The organism is Ornithinibacillus halotolerans, from assembly GCF_014637405.1.
Classification (GTDB): domain Bacteria; phylum Bacillota; class Bacilli; order Bacillales; family Amphibacillaceae; genus Ornithinibacillus; species Ornithinibacillus halotolerans.
The window spans coordinates 47,795-66,343 of the sequence record NZ_BMEY01000007.1; the positions used below are offsets into that span (position 1 = coordinate 47,795).

Annotated in this window: 20 protein-coding genes; 14 read left to right on the top strand and 6 right to left on the bottom strand. The window is 35.3% G+C overall.

The window, feature by feature from the left end; genetic code table 11:
• Positions 1-145: 145 nt before the first annotated feature.
• The 4 genes from IEV35_RS08300 (at position 146) to IEV35_RS08315 (ending at position 4,199) form a co-directional block, all read left to right on the top strand.
• Positions 146-1,345, top strand: a complete 1,200-nt coding sequence (locus IEV35_RS08300; RefSeq protein ID WP_188384208.1) for a quaternary amine ABC transporter ATP-binding protein — start codon at positions 146-148, stop codon at positions 1,343-1,345.
• On the top strand, positions 1,338-2,183 hold the full coding sequence (locus IEV35_RS08305; protein WP_188384209.1) for an ABC transporter permease: 846 nt from the start codon (positions 1,338-1,340) through the stop codon (positions 2,181-2,183). Before IEV35_RS08300 ends, IEV35_RS08305 begins: the two co-directional genes overlap by 8 nt.
• An 83-nt stretch (positions 2,184-2,266) precedes the next feature.
• A complete protein-coding gene (locus tag IEV35_RS08310; protein WP_188384210.1) occupies positions 2,267-3,190 on the top strand; it encodes a glycine betaine ABC transporter substrate-binding protein in 924 nt (307 codons plus the stop codon).
• Positions 3,191-3,302: 112 nt separating this feature from the next.
• A complete protein-coding gene (locus IEV35_RS08315) occupies positions 3,303-4,199 on the top strand; it encodes a glycine betaine ABC transporter substrate-binding protein (RefSeq protein ID WP_188384211.1) in 897 nt (298 codons plus the stop codon).
• A 47-nt stretch (positions 4,200-4,246) separates the two neighbouring features.
• Here IEV35_RS08315 and IEV35_RS08320 read toward each other — a convergent pair whose 3' ends face one another.
• The 3 genes from IEV35_RS08320 to IEV35_RS08330 form a co-directional block, all read right to left on the bottom strand.
• Positions 4,247-4,609: a YtxH domain-containing protein gene (locus IEV35_RS08320; protein ID WP_188384212.1), complete on the bottom strand. Its 363-nt coding sequence runs from the start codon at positions 4,607-4,609 to the stop codon at positions 4,247-4,249.
• 156 nt (positions 4,610-4,765) lie between these two features.
• A complete protein-coding gene (locus tag IEV35_RS08325; RefSeq protein ID WP_188384213.1) occupies positions 4,766-5,281 on the bottom strand; it encodes a tryptophan transporter in 516 nt (171 codons plus the stop codon).
• Positions 5,282-5,430: 149 nt separating this feature from the next.
• Positions 5,431-5,859: an HIT family protein gene (locus IEV35_RS08330; RefSeq protein WP_188384214.1), complete on the bottom strand. Its 429-nt coding sequence runs from the start codon at positions 5,857-5,859 to the stop codon at positions 5,431-5,433.
• 1,043 nt (positions 5,860-6,902) lie between these two features.
• On the opposite strand from IEV35_RS08330, the gene IEV35_RS08335 reads away from it, so the two are divergent.
• Together IEV35_RS08335 and IEV35_RS08340 are read left to right on the top strand one after the other, a co-directional pair.
• Complete coding sequence (locus IEV35_RS08335; protein WP_188384215.1) at positions 6,903-7,646, top strand: ABC transporter ATP-binding protein; 744 nt, start codon at positions 6,903-6,905, stop codon at positions 7,644-7,646.
• The gene (locus IEV35_RS08340; protein WP_188384216.1) at positions 7,639-8,853 is read left to right on the top strand and encodes an ABC transporter permease; all 1,215 of its coding nucleotides are present in this window, start codon (positions 7,639-7,641) and stop codon (positions 8,851-8,853) included. Before IEV35_RS08335 ends, IEV35_RS08340 begins: the two co-directional genes overlap by 8 nt.
• Before the next feature lie 323 nt (positions 8,854-9,176).
• On the opposite strand, the gene IEV35_RS08345 is transcribed toward IEV35_RS08340, so the two are convergent.
• Both IEV35_RS08345 and IEV35_RS08350 read right to left on the bottom strand, forming a co-directional pair.
• On the bottom strand, positions 9,177-9,728 hold the full coding sequence (locus IEV35_RS08345; RefSeq protein ID WP_188384217.1) for a hypothetical protein: 552 nt from the start codon (positions 9,726-9,728) through the stop codon (positions 9,177-9,179).
• A 122-nt stretch (positions 9,729-9,850) separates the two neighbouring features.
• Positions 9,851-11,020: a M20 family metallopeptidase gene (locus IEV35_RS08350; protein WP_188384218.1), complete on the bottom strand. Its 1,170-nt coding sequence runs from the start codon at positions 11,018-11,020 to the stop codon at positions 9,851-9,853.
• A gap of 125 nt (positions 11,021-11,145) precedes the next feature.
• Here IEV35_RS08350 and IEV35_RS08355 point away from each other — a divergent pair, with 125 nt between their 5' ends.
• From IEV35_RS08355 to IEV35_RS08385, 7 genes are all read left to right on the top strand, one after another.
• Positions 11,146-11,784: a phosphatase PAP2 family protein gene (locus tag IEV35_RS08355; protein WP_188384219.1), complete on the top strand. Its 639-nt coding sequence runs from the start codon at positions 11,146-11,148 to the stop codon at positions 11,782-11,784.
• A gap of 93 nt (positions 11,785-11,877) precedes the next feature.
• Positions 11,878-13,134, top strand: a complete 1,257-nt coding sequence (locus IEV35_RS08360; RefSeq protein ID WP_188384220.1) for an MFS transporter — start codon at positions 11,878-11,880, stop codon at positions 13,132-13,134.
• Positions 13,131-13,883: a cell wall-active antibiotics response protein LiaF gene (gene liaF / locus IEV35_RS08365; RefSeq protein ID WP_188384221.1), complete on the top strand. Its 753-nt coding sequence runs from the start codon at positions 13,131-13,133 to the stop codon at positions 13,881-13,883. Before IEV35_RS08360 ends, liaF begins: the two co-directional genes overlap by 4 nt.
• Positions 13,884-13,900: 17 nt before the next feature.
• The gene (locus tag IEV35_RS08370) at positions 13,901-14,938 is read left to right on the top strand and encodes a sensor histidine kinase (protein ID WP_188384222.1); all 1,038 of its coding nucleotides are present in this window, start codon (positions 13,901-13,903) and stop codon (positions 14,936-14,938) included.
• 38 nt (positions 14,939-14,976) lie between these two features.
• Positions 14,977-15,609 carry a response regulator transcription factor gene (locus IEV35_RS08375; protein WP_188384223.1) on the top strand — a complete coding sequence of 211 codons (633 nt, stop codon included), beginning with the start codon at positions 14,977-14,979 and terminating at the stop codon, positions 15,607-15,609.
• 83 nt (positions 15,610-15,692) lie between these two features.
• Positions 15,693-16,121, top strand: coding sequence for a disulfide oxidoreductase (locus IEV35_RS08380; protein ID WP_188384224.1), 429 nt, complete (start codon positions 15,693-15,695; stop codon positions 16,119-16,121).
• Between the two features lies 1 nt (position 16,122).
• Positions 16,123-16,596 (top strand): thioredoxin family protein, encoded by a 474-nt coding sequence (locus tag IEV35_RS08385; RefSeq protein ID WP_188384225.1) that lies wholly within the window; start codon positions 16,123-16,125, stop codon positions 16,594-16,596.
• A gap of 70 nt (positions 16,597-16,666) precedes the next feature.
• On the opposite strand, the gene IEV35_RS08390 is transcribed toward IEV35_RS08385, so the two are convergent.
• Complete coding sequence (locus tag IEV35_RS08390; RefSeq protein ID WP_188384226.1) at positions 16,667-17,155, bottom strand: antibiotic biosynthesis monooxygenase family protein; 489 nt, start codon at positions 17,153-17,155, stop codon at positions 16,667-16,669.
• Between the two features lie 351 nt (positions 17,156-17,506).
• On the opposite strand from IEV35_RS08390, the gene hemE reads away from it, so the two are divergent.
• On the top strand, positions 17,507-18,535 hold the full coding sequence (gene hemE / locus IEV35_RS08395) for a uroporphyrinogen decarboxylase (RefSeq protein WP_188384227.1): 1,029 nt from the start codon (positions 17,507-17,509) through the stop codon (positions 18,533-18,535).
• Positions 18,536-18,549 lie beyond the last annotated feature (14 nt).

Sequence of the window (18,549 nt, forward strand, 5' to 3'; positions counted from 1 at the left end):
CGAAAATAAAGGAATATTAAGTTTGTCCAGTTCATATAAAAAAGGTATAGTTATACAAGTAAACAACATACCGGTCGACTTCATGCATTCTATTAATCTAATAATAAATGCAGTTTGATGAGTATTAAGAAAGAGGTGGAGTACTTTGCCCATAATTGAGGCGAAAAACCTTACAAAAGTATTTGGCAAGAACGCAAAGCAAGCACTAGAGCTTTTGGATAAAGGTTTAACAAAAGAAGAAATTTTAAAGAAAACCGGAAGTACAGTAGGTGTAAATAGAGCATCTTTTACTGTTGAAGAGGGAGAAATCTTCGTAATAATGGGACTATCTGGTAGTGGTAAATCAACATTAGTACGATTGATCAACCGTCTAATCGAGCCAACAGAAGGGAATATGTATATCAATGGCCAAGACTTAGCGAAAATGGATAAACAACAACTTCGCCAAGTGAGAAGAGAAAAGTTAGGAATGGTGTTTCAACGATTTGCTCTATTTCCAAATCGTACTGTTCTACAAAATACAGAGTATGGCCTTGAAATTCAAAAGGTGCCGAAGGAAGAAAGAGCTAAAAAAGCAACGGAAGCGTTAAAGCTAGTTGGTTTAGAAGGATATTTAGATCAAAAACCTGACCAACTATCCGGAGGGATGCAGCAACGTGTTGGGTTAGCAAGGGCGTTAGCGAATGATCCGGAAGTACTACTGATGGATGAAGCTTTCTCAGCATTAGATCCATTAATTCGTAAGGATATGCAGGATGAACTAATTGATCTACAGTCTACAATGAAGAAAACCATCATTTTTATTACACATGATTTAGATGAAGCACTACGTCTTGGTGATCGTATTGCATTAATGAAAGATGGTTCCATTGTACAAATTGGTACACCAGAAGAAATCCTGATGAATCCAGCTAATGACTATGTGGAACGTTTCGTAGAAGATGTCGATCGCTCGAAGATCTTAACAGCGGAACATATTATGAAACGTCCGGAAACAATTAATGTTGAAAAACATGGCCCGAGAGTAGCATTAGAGCGAATGAAAGAGGCAGGAATATCTAGCATTCTAGCAGTAGATAGTAAGCGTAATTTAAAGGGGTATGTTACTGCAGATGATGCTTCTGAAGCAATAAAAAATGATGTTCGCGATATATCAGAAATATTACGAACAGATATAAAGCAAGTTGAAAAGGATACACCGATGAATGAAATTTTTACTATTATTAACGGATCACCAATTCCAACTGCAGTAGTAGAAAATGAAAGATTGGTTGGAATTATCGTTCGTGGAGCGGTAATCGCCGCATTAGCTGGAGAAAGCGAGGTGGAATCTCACCATGCTTAAAGAATGGTTCACAGAAGGAATTCCAATTGCTGATTGGACAGAAAGCGTAACTGACTTCATTACAGAAACATTTGAATTTATTTTTGATCCTATTAAAGAGCACTTTGGTAGCTTTATGGAATTCACATCCGATAGTTTGACGTCGATTCCACCTGTTATTGTTATTGTCTTAGTCGCATTAATAGCATTCTTTGTAAGTGGAAAGAAATTAGGATTAACAGCTTTTTCTATTGTGGGACTATGGTTAATTCATAACCAAGGCTTATGGGAACATTTAATGGATACATTCACATTAGTTCTTCTTGCTAGTTTATTATCCGTCATCATAGGGGTTCCTGTAGGTATCCTAATGTCTAAAAGTAAAACAACGGAAGCTATTATTAAACCAATATTAGACTTTATGCAGACGATGCCTGCATTCGTATATTTAATTCCAGCTGTAGCATTCTTTGGAATTGGAATGGTACCAGGTGTGTTTGCATCGTTAATCTTTGCTACACCACCAACTGTACGTTTTACAAATCTTGGAATTCGTCAAGTTTCCAAAGAATTAGTAGAAGCATCTGAGGCATTTGGTAGTACTGGTATGCAAAAATTAATAAAAGTTGAATTACCAATGGCGAAAGCAACAATCATGGCTGGTATAAACCAAACCGTAATGCTAGCTCTATCAATGGTTGTTACGGCATCTATGATTGGTGCACCTGGACTAGGAAGGGAAGTATTATCTGCCCTACAACGTGCACAAGTAGGAACTGGTTTCGTTGCTGGTATTGGAATTGTTATTCTTGCAATTATTATTGACCGTTTCACACAAAGTGCAAACTCAAAAGAGTAATTAATATAGTTTAAATTAGTTGGCACCTTCTCTTTAGTGAGAAGTTCCATATATAACACAAAACGAAGGAGAGTATTTATTTTATGTTTAAACGTAACTGGAAACGTCTTGGCTTAGCACTAGGACTTTCATTAACACTTGTAGCAGCAGGGTGTGGATCTGATGATAATAATTCTTCAGATAATTCAACTTCCGGAGATAATGGAGAAGTAAATTATAGTGAAGCTGTTGATTACAAAATCACTGGTATTGAGGCAGGTGCAGGTGTATTTAAAGCATCTGAACGTGTTGTTGAAGAATATGGCCTAGATGGTTGGGAAGTACAAGCATCTTCTAGTGGTGCAATGGCTACTGCTCTAGGAGAAGCTATTAAAAATGAAGAACCGATTATTGTAACTGGTTGGTCTCCACACTGGAAATTTGCAAAATATGACCTGAAATATTTAGAAGATCCAAAAGGTGTTTATGGTGATGAAGAAATCATTGCTACAATGGCTCGTCAAGGATTAGAAGAAGATATGCCAAATGCATACAAAGTGTTAGATCAATTCTTCTGGACAGAAGATGATATGAACTCAGTAATGTTAGAAATTACAGATGGCGGAGATCCTGAAGAAGTAGCTGCAGCTTGGGTTGAAGATAATGCTGAAAAAGTTGCTGAATGGACAGAAGGCGCAGAAGAAGTAGATGGAAAAGAAATCGAATTAGTATATGTAGAATGGGATACAGAAGTTGCGTCTACTCATGTAGTAGGTAAAGTGTTAGAAGACTTGGGCTTTAACGTTACTGTAACACCACTTGACAATGCTGTTATGTGGCAAGCTGTTGCTAACGGTGAAGGTGACGCTATGGTAGCAGCTTGGTTACCTGGAACACATGGTGATTTATATGAAGAATATAAAGACCAACTTGTTGACCTTGGTGCAAACCTTGAAGGTGCAAAAATCGGTCTAGTTGTTCCATCATATATGGACATTGATTCAATTGAAGATTTAGAAGCAAAATAAGGACAGTAAAATAAAGGCAGACAGGAAAAATGTCTGCTTTTATTTTTGTGGTAAATGTTAGAAAATTAAGTAAGTTTTTGGTGAATAATTTTAAAAGGGGTTTTGTAAAGTAATGAGGAAATTTTTAATAGGTTTCGGTTTAATAGGAGCACTTGTCTTATCAGCTTGTGGAGATGATAGTTCCGAAACAACAAATGATAATAAAAGTTATAGTGAAGCGGTAGATTATACAATTACTGGCATTGAACCAGGAGCAGGTATTAGTGTGACGACAGAAAAGGCTATTGAAGAATATGACTCTTTAAGTGGGTGGACAGTTGAACTATCCTCAACTGCAGCAATGGCATCTGAGTTAGATAAAGCAATTGAAAATGAAGAACCAATTATTATTACTGGGTGGAACCCACATTGGACATTTGCAAAACATCCTGACATGAAGTATTTAGAAGATCCAAAAGGAATCTACGGTGGCGAGGAAGAAATTAGAACGATAGTAAGAAAAGGATTGGAAGAAGAAAAGCCAGAAGCGTATAAAGTGTTAGAACAGTTTAGCTGGGATGTAGAAGATATGGAAGGTATTATGTACGAATCGAAAGAAACTGGTGATGATATTGACGTTGTTGCCCAAAGATGGGTAGAAGATAATCAGGACAAAGTGGACACGTGGCTAGATGGTGTAAATGAGGTGGATGGTGTTAAGGTAGAACTTGTATCTACTCCATGGGATTCTGAGCGAGCATCAGCAAATGTTGTGAAATTTGCAATGGAACAAAAAGGATTTGATGTAACGGTAACACCTGTTGATGTTGCAGTAGTATTTGAATCTATTGCTAATGGAGATGGTGATGCTTCTTTGGCACCATGGATGCCGATCACACACAAAGAATTCTATGAGGGCTATCAGGATGAATTTATCGACCTTGGTGCTAATCTTATAGGTGCGAAAATTGGTCTAGTTGTTCCAGCTTATATGGATATTGATTCCATAGAAGATTTAGAACCAAAATAATCATAATAAAAAAGCTTTCTCTTAAGTGAGAAGGCTTTTTCTTATGATTATTTATTTCCTTGGACTTTTTCTTCTAAATCTTTTAGGCTAGACTCAATTTGTTCTAAATATTGATGGATGTTTTTTTGATGTGGCTCTACCGATTCTTTCCAATCAACAATTGAGATTTTCATTTCTTCTGTTAAATCTTTAATCAGGGAGACTCCTTCTTTTGAAGTGGCTGCAATTTGATTTTTCAAACGAAGACCATCAAGTTTTAGATTTTCAAGCATTTCTTTCCATTCTAGACTTTGATCCTTCACTTTTGTACGTAATTCTTTACCTGATGTTGGAGTGCTTAATAATGTTGCAGATGCACCAATAACACTCCCTACTAAAATGCCAAGGGCTAATGATTTACCATTTGCCATATAAATCCCGCTCCTTTCCCACTCATTTTACTTTTTCCGATTTTCATCTATTTTATTAATCCAGTTTCCTTTTTGATTCAATATAATATGTATAGGAAACTGTCGTGTAAAAAATCCTCTGACAAGATAATGCCAGAGGATTTATTATATCATTCTTTATACAGGAATTGGTTTCGATCTTTTTAAGATTTGTTGAACAACTGGGTAAATGATAACCAATAGAATCGTGTTTAACACTGCAGCAGGTAATACTGCAGATGAAAATGCTAATATAAGCACACCTTCCATTGAACCAATTACATAAAATACAATGAATAGGAATATGGTTCCACTTATCATTGTACCAACAGCAGTTAGTACTGGAATGCTAATCTTTATATTTACTCTATCCTTGATTAAAAGAAATAGTGCAAAAAAGATTAATGCTGTAATCGGTTTTTCCAACATATTAGCAATTTGTCCACCAGGTGCTTGTGATGTCAATGCCGATAATGCACCCGTTGCTAATGCTAGTACACTTACATACTTTAGTTTAGGAAACAGCATAATTCCAATAAACATCATGGCCAACATCATGTCTGGCGTAACACCATAGAAAGCTGGCATGATAAAGTGCAATACTGCACCCATCCCCACTAGTAGTGACAGAATGACTAAAATCCTTGTATTCATTTGTAACTCTCCTCATCTAAGCTTCTCTCAGCTCTTTTATTTTAGTTCCTCAACTGTACACTCGTTGTCAGTTGCAGAAACTTATTTTAAGTATAACAAACATCACTTAAAATAAAAAGGGTAATTTTAAAATTATTAGTAATTTTAGACTAGTTTATATTTTTGTTAATTTCAGAAGCGATATGTTGTAAATCTTCTGGTTTATACTCATCTGTATGGACCGTCCAGTTCGATGAGAACCCATCACCTTCACCATATCTTGGTATTAAGTGAATATGAATATGGAAAACAGACTGATCAGCAGCTGCTTCATTATTTTGAAGTAAGTTCATCCCCGCTGGTTGATATGTATCTTTAATTGCATTCGCAATTCGGGGCACTCTTGCAAATAATGAACTAGCCACCTCACTTGGTGTTTCATAAATGTTTTTTACATGCGTTTTAGGGATTACTAATGTATGTCCTTTCGTAACCTGACTAATATCTAAAAACGCGTACACTTCATCATCTTCGTATACTTTAGCAGAAGGGATTTCTCCAGCTACAATTTTACAAAAAATACAATTTTCATGTGCCATTTCAATCATCTCCTAACTTTTACCTCTATTGTATATAGTTGGGTTGGCGGATGTAAAGTTTTATGGTGGGGGAGGGTCGTTTTAAATAACGCGAGAGGGGTTTATCACGGTAAGAAGATTATTATTTAAGTTAAGATACTACCGAGAGGGGTGCACTCATGGTAGAAAGTTTATTACTTGAGTTAAGATGCTACCGAGAGGAGCTCTCTCACGGAAGAAAGGTTATTACTTGAGTTAAGATACTACCGAGAGGAGTGCTCTCACGGAAGAAAGGTTATTACTTGAGTTAAGATACTACCGAGAGGAGTGCTCTCACGGAAGAAAGTTTATTACTTGAGCTAAGATACTACCGAGAGAAGTGCTCTCACGGAAGAAAGTTTATTACTTAAGTTAAGACGCTACCGAGAGGAGTGCTCTCACAGAAGAAAGTTTATTACTTGAGTTAAAATACTACCGAGAGACACGCTCTCACAGAAGAAAGTTTATTACTTAAGTTAAGATACTACCGAGAGAAGTGCTCTCACGGAAGTAAAAGTATTCCTTGCATTAAAATCTACCGAGAAAAGCCAACTTACCTTATTCCAGATCTCCAAATACACAAATAAAAACAGGCATCGCCCATAAGGACGAGCCTGCCTGTGTAGAGCCGAGGTTCATAAACTAATGTGGGGACTTGTATTTACCGTTACCTTGCTAATGCAATTTAACTGGTTCTACAAAAACCTTTTTGTTAGTATCCCTTGGCGTTGAGATGTCTTCTAACAAAAGGGTTTTATTTCATTAGATTATCTTTCGTCAACACCCCATTTGTTTTTTAAACACATTTTTTAGTGAAGCATCTTCATTTTCCAATACTAACACCTCATTTGTGTTGAACAATTGGTTGTTGCCTTCCTCGACCCTACACTAGTATTTTGAACTGTTTTTTTAAATATATACACATTTTTTTAAGAAAATGTCGAAAATCGTATAAGAGTTTCTTTTGGATTTTACACATATAAATGATAAAATTTTTAACAAGTGAATGATGAGGGGGGAAAGTAATGGAACCTTTACTACAAATTAAAGATCTAGTTGGGGGCTACACCCATAAAAATGTTCTTCACGGTATTTCGTTTGAAGTAAATGCGAAGGAGATAGTAGGTCTAATTGGATTAAATGGTGCAGGTAAAAGTACAACCATTAAGCATGTTATTGGAATTATGCAGCCAAAAAAAGGATCTATTTCAATTAATGGGAAGACATTTAAAGAAAATCCGACCGAATATAGAAATCAATTAGCATATATTCCAGAAATGCCAATTCTATATGATGAGTTAACATTGTATGAACATCTTCGTTTAACAGCGATGGCATACAATATACCAGAGGACTTGTTTGAAAAGAGACTAAAAGTGCTACTAAAGGAATTTCGTTTAGAAAAGAAATTAAAGTGGTTTCCAGTTCATTTTTCAAAAGGAATGCGTCAAAAAGTTATGATTATGTGTGCGTTTTTAATTGAGCCGCCGCTTTATATTGTGGACGAGCCTTTTGTTGGGTTAGATCCACTTGGCATTCAATCCTACTTACAGTTAATGGATGAAATGAAGGAAAACGGATCGGGAATATTAATGTCAACACATATTCTGGCAACTGCAGAACGCTATTGTGATCGATTTGTTATTTTACATGATGGAGAAGTGCGAGCGTTAGGTACGTTAGAACAATTAAGAGAGCAGTTTGATATGCCAAAGGCGACGCTAGATGACTTATATGTTCAATTAACAAAGGAAGATAGCCATGTTTAATGCCCATGAATTTTTTATGAATCGATTTAATGCGCATTTAAAGGACATGAGTAGATATTTAAAATATATATTTAATGGCCATATTGCATTTGCAATGTTATTCTTCATAGCGGCACTTGCGTATTATTATCAAGAATTATTAAAGGTTCTGCCTGAAGACTTTCCAACTACATGGCTCATGGGGATTGTTTTAGGATTAGTTGTCAGTTATAGTCCTGTAAGAACTTTATTAAAAGAGCCAGATGTAGTCTTTTTAATCCCGGCGGAACATAAAATGAAGGCATATTTTCGCAATGCTATTATTTATAGCTTTGTACTTCAATTGTATATTGTTGCCATTGTAACGGCTGCTTTTGGCCCACTATATTTCGCCTCTTTTGAAGAAAGAACCGGAAGAACTTATTTATTAACGATATTGATTGTATTAATTTTTAAATTATGGAATCTAATAGCAAATTGGTGGATGCTAAAAGTAAGAGAGCAAAATATTCGATATATTGATCAAGTGGTTCGATTAGTATTTAATATTGCTGTATTCTACTTTTTAATAAGTGGAGAAATGTTACTCGCAGGAATTACGACTATTTTCTTTATTATTATTTTTTTATACGACTTTAGCGTATCGCGTAAACAAGCCGGTCTGCACTGGGAATTGCTTCTAGAAAAAGATATCAGCCGGTTACAAGCCTTCTATCGATTTGCAAATATGTTTACCGATGTACCGCACTTGAAAAATCGAGTTAAACAGAGACATTGGCTAGTTGCTATCTTGGAAAAAAGAATTCCATTTGCCAATAGAAATACATATGATTACTTATATCGAATTACGTTTATTCGTGATGGGGATTATTTAAATATGTATATCCGCCTAATTATTATTGGTGGATTGTTTATATATGTTATCCCTAATATATGGGTGAAATTAGCATTTGCTATTTTATTTATATATATGAGTAGTTTCCAAATGATGACGTTATATCAGCATCATCGTACGATTATGTGGTTGGATTTATATCCAGTAGAGATGAAAAATAGGGAAACTGCACTGTTAACTTGGCTTAAGCAATTAGCAATTGTTCAAACCATTATGTACGGTGTTGTGTTTGTAATAGCACAAGCTTATCTTGGTTTTGTAGTCATCTTATTTGGAGGAATTTTATTTACGTATCTTTTTATTAATGGTTATGTAAAACGAAAAATAGCATAAGTAAAAGAGGCTGGGAAAATAGCATTTTCTACATAGTAAAAACCGAACTATACGATTTGGGTGCAACTAACCCGCTCCGGAAATATACTTCGCTTTCACTTCCAGTACCGGGGCGACATCTGCTCGAAAGTACCATCGCAGTGTCTACCTCGCCGCGGGCGGCTGGTGAGCCTCCTCGTGCTAACGCACTGCGGGGTCTCACCGAAGCCTTGCTTCCCGCAGGAGTCTACGTGTATTCCCGGAGCTAATGTATCGTATTGTCCGGTTTTATAATTAGAAATTTAGTTTTATCCCAGCCTCTTTTAAGCATTTTTTACAAGTTTTTATTTCCAATTAACAGCTAGCTGCTCATCTCGAATTTTGGCCATTAGTGCTTTATGATAAGGCATTAGATAACCATTTTCAGTTAGTAATAATCGGGTTCCATCGTTAAAATGAAATTCAAATTGATCAAATCCTTCACTTCTAATGACATCATAATAGTTAATGTATTCGATATCCTGCCATGTATAGGAAGAAATTTCTTTTCCAGTATCAGCTCTCATTTTAATTCCATCATCAGAAATAGCAGTGAATGGTCTAGTACCATGTATGAGCAAGATTACACCACCGATTATCAAAATAATACCTAATATAATTGAATATTTCTTTAGAACAGCAAAGTACATAAGGAAAAATGCGATTACTAAAAGAGCGCAGCCACTACCGTACAGGATATAGCTTAGCTTTGGTACCATTACAATCCAAGTCCCTGGTGTATGATATATGCTATTTCCAATAAAAGTAGGAATAAAGACAAGTGAAATTGGTGAAATAAGTAAAATACCTATCCCAATTGCCATAAAAAAGTGACGTGCTTCATAATTCTTTAACATTTTTTACTCTCCTTTTTCTTATTCTCTGTATTTCAATACGGATAGAGAAAAGAAAAGTTTCGTAAAAATTGGGAAAAATTATCAAAAAAGAGGCTAACATAAGTAGCCTCTTTACCAGCATATTATTTCTCCTGATAAGCAAAATACGCACTAATCAAAGTTTTTGCTGCAATTGACATTGCGCGCTCATCAAAGTCAAAATGTGGGTGATGATGTGGATATGGATTACCTTCTTTTTGTGCCCCTGTAAAGAAGAATGCCCCTGGTCTCTCTTGTAAGTAATAAGCAAAATCTTCTCCGCCCATGCTAGGAATCACTTCAGCAGCTTGCTTGACTTCTGGTAGCTTACTAGCAACATCTAAAATAAGTGTCGCCTCTGATTCATGGTTGATTACAGGTGGATAACCTTTCTTATAGTCCAATGTATATGAACAATCATTAGCAGTACAAATACCACTAATAATTCTCTCTATTTCTTCAATTATTTGCTCTTGAATATCTGTGTTTAAATAACGAACCGTTCCTACTAATCTAGCAGTATCAGCAATAATATTAAAGGCATTGCCAGCTTCAAATACTCCTACAGTAACTACTGCTGTTTCAAGTGGATCAATGCGTCGACTTACAATTTGCTGTAGTTGTGTAACAATTTGCGAACCGATAACGACAGCATCTTTTGTTTCATGAGGATAGGCTCCATGTCCACCTTGACCTTGAATTTTAATTTCAAATCGATCTGCACCAGCCATGAATACTCCTTTAGAAGTTTCTATCGTTCCAACTGGTGTTGTAGCCCATAAGTGATTACCAAATACCGCATCCACATTTTCTAGTACACCTGCTTCAATCATTGGTTTTGCACCACCTGGAGCATATTCCTCTGCATGTTGGTGAAGGAAAACAATAGTACCAGGTAATTTATCTTGATAGGATTTCATTACTTTTGCCAATCCTAATAGTGTTGCGGTATGTCCATCATGACCACAGGCGTGCATGACACCGTCAATTTTTGATTTATAAGGTACATCTTTCTCATCTTGAATTGGTAGAGCGTCAAAGTCAGCACGTAATGCAATTGTCTTTCCAGGTTTTGCCCCTTCTAATGTAGCTACTACTCCATTACCTCCAACCCCAGTTTGATAAGGGATGTTTAATTCCTCATAAAAATTAGCTATGTATTGTGCTGTTTTATATTCTTTAAAAGACAGTTCAGGATATTGATGTAAATATCTGCGTATTTCTACCATTTGTGGATATATTGATTCAATAGATTGATATATTTTTTCTAACATAGTAATAATACCTCCTTTTATCTTTCTATTATTATAGCACTTTAATTATGCATAAATGATATTATATTATTCAGAAATAAGGTATGATAAGGTCAATAAGATATTGAATAAAAGGGGTATTTCATATGAAGAGACGCCATTTGGTGCTAACTAGTTTTATCTTAGTAATGTTAATCGTAATTAGTATATGGATTGTTAAAATAATACGTGGACAAGTACCACTGATTGATAGTTGGACAAGAGCTTTAGTAGATACGTTTCCTGATACATACATCTATAGTTTTTTCCGAGTAATCACTAATTTAGGTTCTGAGTCTTTCATGTACCCATTTGTGGCAGTCGTCACGATCTTACTTGTTATTGGATTTCGTGATTGGTTACCGGGTGTAGTTTTTGGATTAGGTGTCTTTCTAACTCATAAAGCTAATAATTTAATAAAAGATCTTGTAGCTAGGGAACGACCATCGATTCTGGAAGAAGCAAATGCTGTTGGAGAAAGTTTTCCATCTGGACATGCGATGGTTCCAATTGTTTGTTATGGGCTTATATCTTACTTTCTAGCAAAGAAGATTAAATCAACTAGAATTGTATTGGTTCTTCAAGTATTTTTTGCTTTACTCGTATGTCTCATTGGAATTAGTCGATATGTCATTAATGTTCATTACTTAACCGATATTATTGCTGGGTTTGTTTTTGGATTTATGTGCTTGCTAGCATTAATATTTGTATATGAATGGGTTCATAAATTAAGATCTCGGTCTTAAGGCGGAGAGAAAAGCATTCTAGAGTTGGTTTTCCCTTCTTTCATTCATGACTACTATATAAGTAACAGGAAAGATAGAAGGGAGCACAGTCAGATGGAAGCAACGGTGAAAGAAGAGAAGATAAAAGTCCCTATTTTTCATAACCGCAACTTTGTATTGCTATTAGTTAGTGCATTATTTTCCTCACCAGGTTATTTTGTTTATTTAATTGGAGCCGAATGGTTAATGCTGAATATTACAGAAAATCGTTTTTATTTCGGAATGTTGTTTTTTATGGCAGCAATACCTAGACTCATATTGCTAATGGTGGGAGGGATAGTTGCTGACCGTTTAAATAAACGTACCATTCTATTTTGGTCCGATTTTTCTAGGGCATTATTAATAGGTGTATTAATTTTGCTAATTATAACTAATCAAATAGAGGTTTGGCATCTATTAGTATTATCAGGATTATTTGGGATTTCAGATGCGTTTAGTTATCCAGCAATGCAATCTCTCATACCTACTTTATTAGAAAAAGATCAGCTACAAAGAGGGAATTCATTTATTCAGATGACTGCTCAAATAAGTCCGATTCTAGGTCCTGCACTAGGGGGAACATTAATTGCATTATTAGGTTTTGAAGGCGTATTCTCTGTTGCATTCATCATGTTACTCCTTGCATCGATCGCTGTTTTGTTTATTCGTTTGAAAAAAGAAAGTCAAGAAGAAAATAAAAAGAAATCACCAATTTCTGACTTAAAAGAAGGTTTCCAGTACGCACGTAAGAAAGAATTAATTATTTCGGTTGTCATTATGGCATTCTTCTTAAACTTCTTTTTCTCTGGACCAATCGCCATTGGAATGCCAGTAATTGTAAAAGATATCTTCGATGGTAGTGCAGCACATCTAGCAACTGTTCAAACTGCTATGGGAATCGGTGCTTTGTTCGGAGCAATTTTACTCGCTAGTTGGAAATTGAAAAGTCCTGGTAAGACAGTCTTAATTGGGTTAAGTGGATTAGGTGTATCATTCAGTGTCATGGGATTATCAGCAAATATTTGGATGATGGCTGGTCTAGTTGCATTAATGGCGGTATTAACTCAAATCGTTAATATTCCGTTGTTTACCATGCTACAACAGACTACGGACAAACAGATGCTTGGCAGAATTATGAGTATGTTTATGACAGTTTCAACTGGATTAACACCTGTCTCCTATGTGGTTACTTCATCCTTAATTGCAGTTGGTATTGATATAAAATGGATCATATTTGTTAGCGGAATAGTTGTAACCCTTATAGCATTGTATAACTTTAGGAATAAGAAAATACTAGGATTTAACATTTCGTATGGGAGCGATTCAGTATGAGAAGAGGATTTTTTAGATATATCATCGCAGCAATATTAATTGCTTTTGGACTTATTTTAGTCTTAGAAAATATTGGATTACTAGAATTTAATAGTAAGAATGCTTGGGGATATATTTATCCAACGTTCTTTGTATTATATGGTTTAAAATTAATGATCGATCGAATGAGAAAAATAGGTGGAAGTTGGACTTGGGGCTCATTTCTACTTATCTTTGGTACGTTGTTATTATTCGATCGCTTCGAAATAATTGAATTTGCATTTAGAGATGTTGTCAAACTATGGCCACTGTTAATTATATATATGGGGTTTATGTTTATTGGAAACTCGTCAAAACCAAAAGTGATTATTCATAGAAATGGTTCTGAATTTAGGAAGGACGAGAATAGTTCTTATTTTACTGTCGGCAATCATGAATATAATCAACCGAACTGGAAAGTTGAGCCAATGATGATTAAGACATTAGCTGGAGATTTTTATTATGATTTCTCCAAAGCATATATTCCAGAGAAAGAGATCCCTGTAACAATAAGTTCATTAGCTGGTGATGTTCATATGCTTATTCCCGAAAATTTAGACTTCAAAGTTACTGCTTCCGTGAAGGCGGGAGATATCGATATTATTGGCAATCAGGTGGACGGGATTAACCGGTCCTTAAGCTACCAAACGCCTAACTATGATTCAGCGAAGAGAAAAATTAATTTTACATTGAAATTAAAGGCTGGATCGATTCGCATTGATTATGTCTAAAACAGGGGGAGAATACAATGAAACAACGCTTTTCAAGTATTCGTTATAGTTACATTATCTCACATTTTAATGGGGTGTTCTTAACGTTAGTCATCATCCTTGCGATCCTACTTTCTGTTTATGTTGTTGTGAGTCCAACCTGGCTTACCCCTGAAGCCATCTTTTTATTTATTGGCTTATATGCAGGGATTGCATTTATCGTTTCACTTTATGTTGGTTTTCGTTCAAGTGGAGATATGAAACAACGAATGGATTATTTATCCGTATTAATCACGCAATTTTCTAATGGAAACTATCAATCTAAGATTTATTTTAATGAAGGTGATGAACTAGCTAGAATTGGTAATGAATTAAATGAGCTAGGAGAAAAACTACAGAGCCAAGTAAAATCACTAAGACGACTTGCTGATGAAAAGGCAGAATTAGCGAAGTCTGCACATAAATCAGCTGTTATTGAGGAGAGGCAGCGTATCGCAAGAGATTTACATGATGCAGTTAGCCAACAACTTTTTGCCTTAACGATGATTACAGAGGCATCTATTAAACAATTAGATACAAATCCAACTTTAGCAAAAGAACAAATGATAGATGTTGCAAGTGCAGCTCATCAAGCGCAAGCAGAAATGCGTGCTTTACTACTTCATTTAAGACCCGTACATTTATCTGGTGATCCGTTACCAAAAGGTATTAAAAAGCTTGTTGCAGAATTAAAACAAAAGTCACAAATAAACTTCCAGGTAGATATAGATGATACATTGAAAGTAGCGGATACGATTGAAGAGCATGTATTTCGAATTATCCAGGAGTCTCTTTCCAATATTTTACGGCATGCGAACGCAACAGAGGTAAAAATAGAATTACTAAAACGTGGGAAAGAACTCTTTACGCATATTGCAGATAATGGAAAGGGATTTGATTTATCTAATGATAATACGAAAAAAACATCGTATGGATTGAAAACGATGAAAGAAAGAAGTGAAGAATTAGGAGGAACCTTTACAATTAGGTCGAATAAAGATGAAGGGACATATATTGATATAAGGATTCCGTGTTGAATAGAGAAATTTAATGAAGGGGAAAGGGAGGATGCAGAATGATACGTGTCATAGTAGTGGATGACCATGACATAGTTAGAAAAGGAATCATCTCGTACTTACAAACAGACCCAGATATAGATGTAATTGGTCAAGCAGGGAGTGGGAATGAAGGTGCACAATTGATTCTTAAAGAAAAGCCAGATGTTGTATTAATGGATTTAATGATGGATAACGGGACAGGAATTGATGCGACAAAATTAGTAATGAAAGAATTCCCAGCATGCAAGATCATTATCTTAACAAGTTATTACGACGACAGCCAAGTTTTTCCTGCATTAGAGGCCGGGGCGTTTAGCTATATATTGAAAACATCATCAGGCGATGAAATTGTTCGAGCAATAAAAAAAGCAGCTAATGGAGAAAATGTCATCGAACCTAAAGTAGCAAGTAAAATGATGACTAGTTTCAGAGGGGAAAAACGTAAGCTTCATGATAGTTTAACAGAAAGAGAAATGGAAGTTCTCTTATGTATTGGAAATGGGATGACGAATCAGGAAATTGGCGAGCATTTATATATCGGTATAAAAACCGTGAAAACACATGTTTCGAATATATTGGCTAAACTAGATGTACATGACCGGACACAAGCAGCCGTATATGTTCATAAAAATAATTTATTAAAATCTTGAGAGCATTTCTAAGCTCTCCTTTTTGTTTTTTGTTCGTAATCCTAGTATAATACTAGGGAAATATAAAATGAGGAGAAACCAATATGGATCTTGGTAAAAATAGAGAAAATATTCTACTAGGGATATGGGGAGTTGCAGTATTAGCAACAGCAGGTAGTTTATTTTACTCTGAAATAGTGGGATATGAACCATGTGAATTGTGTTGGTTCCAGCGTATACTTATGTACCCATTAGTAATAATTTATGGTACTGCACTATTTAAGAAAGATATGTCCATTGCTTTACCTGGTTTGATATTAAGCGGAATAGGTATGTGTGTATCTACATATCATTATTTATTACAAAAATTACCTGCCCTTAATGAAGTTGGTGGTGCTTGTGGATTAGTACCTTGTAATGTGGAATATGTGAATTACTTTGGATTTATTACGATTCCATTTATGGCTGGTACAGCTTTTATTATTATTTTTGTTACTCATTTCATTTTATTAAAACAAGCTAGGGGGAAATAATATGCAAAAGAAAATGATAGCAATCATTGCAGCAATTGTAGTTCTATTTGTTGCTTTATTCGTAGTTATAAATTATAAGAACAGTAAAGCGTTAGAAAATAATCCATATGGTACTGATGATTTGGAGCAAGCAACAATTGACCAGTTAAAGGATCCAAACTACGGAAATCAAATTCTACCTGATGATTTAATTGAAAAAGTAGAAAGCGGAGAGTCTGTAACGGTTTATTATTACAGCCCAACCTGTTCTTTCTGTAAGGCAACAACACCATATCTTGTTCCTTTAGCAGAGGAAATGGATGTGGATATGAAAAAATTAAATCTACTAGAATTTGCTCGTGATGTTCAAATGTTTGGAATTCAATCTACACCAACTCTTGTTCATTATGAAGATGGAAAAGAAGTAGTTCGTTTAGAAGGTCAACAAACAGAAGAAGTGTATGAGGCATTTTTTGAGGAGTATGTGTTGAATTAAGTAAATACCTATTACAATGGGGTCTGTCTTTAGTACACGGTGTTGTATTGAGGACGGACCCCATTTCACATTATTCCTCTTCTATCATCTGATACACATTTACAAATGGTCTGTCTGCGAAGTAGGCGGGTGGTTTTATGTTTGTATGTGCTTTTTGAAATTCTTTAGAGTTCTTCCACTGCTCATAACTATTTGCGGAGTCCCACTGTGTAAAGACAACATATGTATTTCCTTTTAATGGTTTTAATAACCGAAATGCTTGAAACCCTTTTTGATGATGTATTTCATCTTTCCTCTTTCTAAAATTATCTTCAAATACTGGTCTTCCTTCATCTAACACAGGTATATGATTCATCACTACATATCCTTGTTCTTGAATTTCGCCTAGTTGTACGAGTATTTCAAAACTTCTTCCCGCTTGGAAATATTTCTTCTTAACTCCTTCATAATAAGCAACATCCTTGGATGTACCACTCATAAAGTGAAATGGAATGGTAGGGTGCTTTTCTGTTAATTTCATCAAAAAATCAATCGTTCCATTTGTCATATGTGCATACATTTAGAACCCCTCTTTTCACTAAATTGTAGAAAAGTTAACAGTATTGTAATATCTATTGTACCGAATAATAATTAAAAATATAACTATTTAAGTCACATTAGACTAGTCAAACCCTTGTCAAATATGACTTCTTTCGACAAAATATTACCCAGGAAATAAAAATTTAATATCAAATTGTATGGGATGTTTTATTAAATGAGACAATTTAATGAAAAACACCCTTCTTCCTATACATTAATTAGCGAAATAGGTATAGTATAGAATGAAAGTTTATTCATAGGGCTCGATGTAAATACCCTAATTACTAAAGTAGTTATTTTAAATTATAAAAAAACTTTTGAAGGTGATTACATGACTTTTAATGACACAATTATTCGTGCGTATAAGGGGGAGGAAACATCTTATACACCAGTTTGGTTTATGAGGCAGGCTGGGAGATCCCAACCTGAATATCGAAAATTAAAGGAACAGTATTCTTTATTCGAAATTACACACCGGCCTGAAACTTGTGCTTATGTAACAAGACTTCCAGTCGAACAGTATAATGTGGATGCAGCCATTCTGTACAAGGATATCATGTCACCTCTACCAGCAATTGGTGTAGATGTTGAAATAAAATCAGGTATTGGCCCTGTAATTGATAATCCAATTAGAACGCTAGAAGATGTGGAAAGACTTGGTACGATTACTCCTGAAGTTGATGTGCCTTATGTATTAGATACGATTAAATTATTAACAGAAGAACAACTTACGGTACCTCTTATTGGATTCAGTGGAGCACCGTTTACGTTAGCAAGCTATTTAATCGAAGGTGGTCCGTCTAAAACTTACGGAAAAACAAAGGCATTTATGTATGCAAATAGAGAAGCATGGACTGCTCTAATGGAAAAATTAGCTGATATGACGATTACCTATGTAAAATCACAAATTAAAGCAGGGGTAAAAGCTGTACAAATCTTTGACTCATGGGTTGGAGCGTTAAATGCAGCAGACTATCGTACATATATTAAGCCAGTTATGGACCGTATTTTTAGTGAATTGAAAAATGAAAATGTCCCACTAATTATGTTTGGTGTAGGTGCAAGTCACCTATTAAAAGAGTGGAATGACCTACCACTTGATGTTATTGGTCTAGATTGGAGAACTTCCATTGAAGAGGCAAGACAACTAGGAGTGACAAAAGTACTTCAAGGTAATTTAGATCCTGCTATTTTACTTTCAGATTGGGAGACAATAGAAATGCGTGCAAAAGCAATCTTAGACCAATCGATAAAAGATGGTAATCATGTATTTAACTTAGGCCATGGTGTTACACCAGATGTGAAGCCAGATACGTTAAAGAAATTAACTGAATTGATTCATACTTATTCAAGACGATAATGAATCTGGAAACT

Coding starts and splice junctions, on each gene's coding strand:
- IEV35_RS08305 (WP_188384209.1), top strand. CDS start 1,338: ATGCTTAAAGAATGGTTCACAGAAGGAATTCCAATTGCTGATTGGACA.
- IEV35_RS08310 (WP_188384210.1), top strand. CDS start 2,267: ATGTTTAAACGTAACTGGAAACGTCTTGGCTTAGCACTAGGACTTTCA.
- IEV35_RS08315 (WP_188384211.1), top strand. CDS start 3,303: ATGAGGAAATTTTTAATAGGTTTCGGTTTAATAGGAGCACTTGTCTTA.
- IEV35_RS08320 (WP_188384212.1), bottom strand. CDS start 4,609: ATGGCAAATGGTAAATCATTAGCCCTTGGCATTTTAGTAGGGAGTGTT.
- IEV35_RS08325 (WP_188384213.1), bottom strand. CDS start 5,281: ATGAATACAAGGATTTTAGTCATTCTGTCACTACTAGTGGGGATGGGT.
- IEV35_RS08330 (WP_188384214.1), bottom strand. CDS start 5,859: ATGGCACATGAAAATTGTATTTTTTGTAAAATTGTAGCTGGAGAAATC.
- IEV35_RS08335 (WP_188384215.1), top strand. CDS start 6,903: ATGGAACCTTTACTACAAATTAAAGATCTAGTTGGGGGCTACACCCAT.
- IEV35_RS08340 (WP_188384216.1), top strand. CDS start 7,639: ATGTTTAATGCCCATGAATTTTTTATGAATCGATTTAATGCGCATTTA.
- IEV35_RS08345 (WP_188384217.1), bottom strand. CDS start 9,728: ATGTTAAAGAATTATGAAGCACGTCACTTTTTTATGGCAATTGGGATA.
- IEV35_RS08350 (WP_188384218.1), bottom strand. CDS start 11,020: ATGTTAGAAAAAATATATCAATCTATTGAATCAATATATCCACAAATG.
- IEV35_RS08355 (WP_188384219.1), top strand. CDS start 11,146: ATGAAGAGACGCCATTTGGTGCTAACTAGTTTTATCTTAGTAATGTTA.
- IEV35_RS08360 (WP_188384220.1), top strand. CDS start 11,878: ATGGAAGCAACGGTGAAAGAAGAGAAGATAAAAGTCCCTATTTTTCAT.
- liaF (WP_188384221.1), top strand. CDS start 13,131: ATGAGAAGAGGATTTTTTAGATATATCATCGCAGCAATATTAATTGCT.
- IEV35_RS08370 (WP_188384222.1), top strand. CDS start 13,901: ATGAAACAACGCTTTTCAAGTATTCGTTATAGTTACATTATCTCACAT.
- IEV35_RS08375 (WP_188384223.1), top strand. CDS start 14,977: ATGATACGTGTCATAGTAGTGGATGACCATGACATAGTTAGAAAAGGA.
- IEV35_RS08380 (WP_188384224.1), top strand. CDS start 15,693: ATGGATCTTGGTAAAAATAGAGAAAATATTCTACTAGGGATATGGGGA.
- IEV35_RS08385 (WP_188384225.1), top strand. CDS start 16,123: ATGCAAAAGAAAATGATAGCAATCATTGCAGCAATTGTAGTTCTATTT.
- IEV35_RS08390 (WP_188384226.1), bottom strand. CDS start 17,155: ATGTATGCACATATGACAAATGGAACGATTGATTTTTTGATGAAATTA.
- hemE (WP_188384227.1), top strand. CDS start 17,507: ATGACTTTTAATGACACAATTATTCGTGCGTATAAGGGGGAGGAAACA.